6 protein-coding genes are annotated in these 3,615 nt (G+C 70.3%); 1 reads left to right on the forward strand and 5 read right to left on the reverse strand.

The window, feature by feature from the left end:
• The 5 genes from GRX66_RS20860 to nirK all read right to left on the reverse strand — a co-directional run.
• Positions 1-89 (reverse strand): twin-arginine translocation signal domain-containing protein (locus GRX66_RS20860; protein ID WP_394351539.1); only part of this gene is annotated, 89 nt, incomplete at its 3' end.
• 120 nt (positions 90-209) lie between these two features.
• Positions 210-707, reverse strand: coding sequence for a molybdopterin-dependent oxidoreductase (locus GRX66_RS17380; protein ID WP_159527637.1), 498 nt, complete (start codon positions 705-707; stop codon positions 210-212).
• 10 nt (positions 708-717) lie between these two features.
• Complete coding sequence (locus GRX66_RS20190; RefSeq protein ID WP_325064179.1) at positions 718-1,122, reverse strand: metal-dependent transcriptional regulator; 405 nt, start codon at positions 1,120-1,122, stop codon at positions 718-720.
• Complete coding sequence (locus tag GRX66_RS20395; RefSeq protein WP_267903098.1) at positions 1,089-1,217, reverse strand: hypothetical protein; 129 nt, start codon at positions 1,215-1,217, stop codon at positions 1,089-1,091. The genes GRX66_RS20190 and GRX66_RS20395 overlap by 34 nt, the downstream gene beginning before the upstream one ends.
• Positions 1,218-1,317: 100 nt before the next feature.
• A complete protein-coding gene (gene nirK, locus GRX66_RS17390) occupies positions 1,318-2,406 on the reverse strand; it encodes a copper-containing nitrite reductase (RefSeq protein ID WP_159527638.1) in 1,089 nt (362 codons plus the stop codon).
• A 291-nt stretch (positions 2,407-2,697) separates the two neighbouring features.
• Between nirK and GRX66_RS17395 the strand changes: the two genes are divergently transcribed.
• Positions 2,698-3,531: a halocyanin domain-containing protein gene (locus GRX66_RS17395; RefSeq protein WP_159527639.1), complete on the forward strand. Its 834-nt coding sequence runs from the start codon at positions 2,698-2,700 to the stop codon at positions 3,529-3,531.
• Positions 3,532-3,615 lie beyond the last annotated feature (84 nt).

Consider the following 3,615-nt stretch of genomic DNA (forward strand, 5'->3'; position numbering starts at 1 on the left):
CCGGTCCCCGGGCCCTCCAGGCAGCCAGCGAGTGCGGCCGCGCTGCTCGCGGCGGCCGCGGCCAGGAACTGTCGACGGGACTGTTGCATGCTACCACGTAACGCCTCGGAGACCAAGTATTCCCGAGTGAGCCGCTGGTAACCCGGTACCGGCGGCCTGACCCGTTCGGTGGTTGGAGGCCGCTGGCGTTGCGCTGTGTCACTCCCGTGCTACTCGAGTCGAGAGCGAGCGATGCGCTCGGCAGTGTCGCGGTTCGCCGGGGCCGTCTCGGTGACGCGGACCTCGGAAACCCACTTCACGCTCTCCCAGCAGTCCGCGTCGCCGGTTGGGACGAGTCTTGCCGGGCCGCCGTGCTCGACCGGGAGCGGGTCGCCGTCGAGTTCGACGGCGAGCACCGCGTCACCGAGACGTTTCAGCGGGAACGAGCTCGCGTACTCGCCGTCCATCGCGGCGACGAGTGCGTGACTGCTGTCCGCGGCGGGGTCGGCTTCGGCGAGCACGTCGCCGACGCGAACGCCGCGCCACGTCAGGTCGGCCGCGACCCAGCCGTCGACGCACTCGAAGTCCTCGGTGAACGTCTCGGTATCGAAGGACGCGAGGTCGCTGCGGGAGAGCGCGAGGTCGCGAGCTACTGCGCCCGTCACGTCGAGGCGCCACTCGTCGGTGTCGACCTCCGCCGGTACGTCGTGGACCTGGAGGTCTGTCATGGGTGACTGGTCATGGCGCCGTACTCTCACAGGGGCAGTCGTCGGCGTACTCTCCGGGGCTCTGCCAGCACTGTTCGGCCGGGAAGTCGACGAGCCGGCGGAGTGCCTCGACGCCGTCCTCCGAGAGCGCGTACCCGAACCGGTAGCCGTCGCCGGCGCCGTACTCGACGCCGAGTTCCGTCGCGAAGAACGCGCGGACCACGCACTGGCGCCGAGCCAGCTCCCGGGCAATTTGGGTCCCCCGGTCGGTCAACACCACGCCCGCGCCCTTTTCGTAGTCGACGAGCGCGTCCGCGGCGAGGCGCTCGAACGCCTCTGTCACAGTCGCCGGCGTGACCCCGACGCGGTCGCTGACAGCGCCGGTGGACGCGAACCCCGCTCTCAGTCGCCGAGCCAGTGGATCGCGGTGAGGTATCGGCCGGGCGCGCTGCTCGACGCAGTCGTCGGGGGCGCGTGCACCCGGAGCGTGTCGTCGTCGGCGTCCCGGCAGCCATTGCCAGTCGCTACCACGCGAAGCCGGGAAAGCGCCGTCCCGAACCTGTTCGCCGGGGCCGCCAGAACGGCGACGCGCGTTCGAGTCGGTCGTCAGTCTCCGAGCGCCCGGAGCGCGTCACCCGCTCGGGTTGTAGACGCTGTGGTCCTCGGGGCCGTCCGCGGTGACCACCGCGAGCGCGCCCTTGCGGGCGACCCGCGAGAGCGCGTGGTCGACGAGCTTGAAGCCCCCGGGCACGGGGAACGACATCGTTGCGACACACGCGCTCCCCGGTAGCACGGGCGTCGTCTGCACGTAGCGACCGGGCTCGCTGGCGAGCGCCCCCTGCTCCCAGACCTCGTCCCACACGCTCCCGATGGCGTGGAAGCTGGAGAACAGGTTCGGGCCGCCGACCCCGAAGAAGACCCGCGCAGTCTCGCCGGTCTGCACGTTCATCTCCGCGTAGTTGTCCGGCGTGATGGCGTACTTCTCGCCGTTCATGAGCACGTACGTCGGGTCCTCGCGAGCCATGCTCGCGAAGTCGAACTCGTGGTGGCCCTCCTGGCCGGTCGTCCCGTTCGTGTAGAGTTCGTGCTGGCCGAGGTAGAACTCGTGGTCGACTGCCGGCAGCCCCTCTTCGGGTTCCACGAGGATGATGCCGAACATCCCCGCGCTGATGTGGTAGTCGACGTTCGGGACGGCGCAGTGGTAGATGAACGCGCCCGGGTACGTCACCTGGAACTGGAGGCGGGCTTCCTCGCCGGGCGCGACGTTCGTGTCCTCCGCGCCGCCGCCCGGGCCGCGGCACGCGTGGAAGTCGACGTTGTGCGTCATCGCGTTGTCCTCGTGGTTCCGGATGGTGAGGTCGATGGTATCGCCGACACGCGCTCGGACCATCGGCCCGGGCACCTGGCCGTCGAAGGTCATGTACGTGAACGTGACGCCGGGCTCGACTTCCGCGACGAGCTCCCGTGTCTCCATCTCGACCTCGACGGTCGCGGGCTCGGACCGCGTGATCGGCGCGGGGATGTCCCGCGGGTCCGCGGCGACGCGGTCGACGTCCACGGCTCTGGCGTCGTCGAGGTCGGGGTCGTCCTGCTGCAGCGGAAGCGGGCTCGTGTCGACCTCGTCGTTCGTCAGCGTACCGACCGTGCAGCCAGCCAGCGCCATCGTGCCGCCGAGACCGGCGGCCTGGAGTACGCGTCGCCGCGTGGTGGTGTACGTCATGCTGTCTTCACTACTAACCCATAATCGTCTCTATACGATATAGCCGAACGCTAACTCTCAACATCTAAGAGCCAGTCTACCTGGTTATGGGACGTACCACTATACGTATAGGTATGACTGCAACGGACCCCGGCCCGGCGCTCGGGCGACGACGGTTTCTCCAGACGTCAGCGCTCCTGGCGGCGGGCGGGGCGGGGCTGGCCGCGGCGTCGCCGGCGCGAGCACAGGACGCGGACGAGTTCGACGAGTGGTTCGCGAACGTCTCGAACTACGACGGCGTCGTCGACCGACGTGGCGAGAACACAGTCGTCGTCGACGTCGGCGCGGCGGGGGAACGGCGGCGGGTTCGCGTTCGGCCCGGCGGCGGTCCGCGTCGACCCCGGAACGACCGTCCGCTGGGAGTGGACCGGCGAGGGCGGCACGCACAACGTCGTGGCGACGGACGACGCCTACGGCAGCGACCTGCTCTCGGACCCAGGCGAGACGTTCGAGCACTCGTTCGACAGCGATGGCGTCTCTCTGTACGTCTGCGGGCCGCACGAGGCGATGGGCATGAAGGGCGCCGTCGTCGTCGGCGACGCGGACATCGGCGCCGGCACCGCCGACCTGGAGTACGTCGCACGTGAACCCGGGTACGACGGGTGGTTCGACGAGACGGCGGGCTTCCAGGGGACCGTGGACTGGCGCGGCCGCGAGGAGGTCCGCATCGGCGTCGGCGCGACGGCCGACGGCGTCGCGGCGTTCTCTCCACCTGCGGTCCACGTCGACCCCGGGACACGCGTCATCTGGGAGTGGGCCGGCGGCGACGCGACCCACGCCGTCGTGGCCGACGACGACAGCTACGCCAGCCCCGACCGGTCCAGTGGGTCCTGGGGACTCGTCTTCGACGGCACCGGCATCAGCAAGTACGCGTCCGCCGCGGCCCCGGACGCGATGCGGGGGGTGGTCGTCGTCGGCGACGTCTTCGGGAGCGTCCACGACGTGACCACCAGGCAACTCACGCTCCTCGGCGCAGTCGGGATGGGGCTGCTGTCGCCGCTGGCGTTCGGCGTCTTCCTGTGGCTTCGGGGTCGCGACACGCCACCGGACGCGGGCGACGTCGCGAAGCCGCGGCCGGGAACGTAGCCCCCGCGGCCAGGCGGCCACTCGCTTCCTGCAGCGCGAGCTACGCTTCCTGCACGGCGGTGAGGACGTCGTCGTACGCCCGGT

The sequence above is a fragment of the Halobacterium bonnevillei genome (assembly GCF_009831555.1).
In the GTDB taxonomy this organism is placed as follows: domain Archaea; phylum Halobacteriota; class Halobacteria; order Halobacteriales; family Halobacteriaceae; genus Halobacterium; species Halobacterium bonnevillei.

What these genes read in the sequence shown, in the direction of transcription:
- GRX66_RS17380 (WP_159527637.1), bottom strand. Translation starts at nt 707, where the DNA reads ATGACAGACCTCCAGGTCCACGACGTACCGGCGGAGGTCGACACCGAC.
- nirK (WP_159527638.1), bottom strand. Translation starts at nt 2,406, where the DNA reads ATGACGTACACCACCACGCGGCGACGCGTACTCCAGGCCGCCGGTCTC.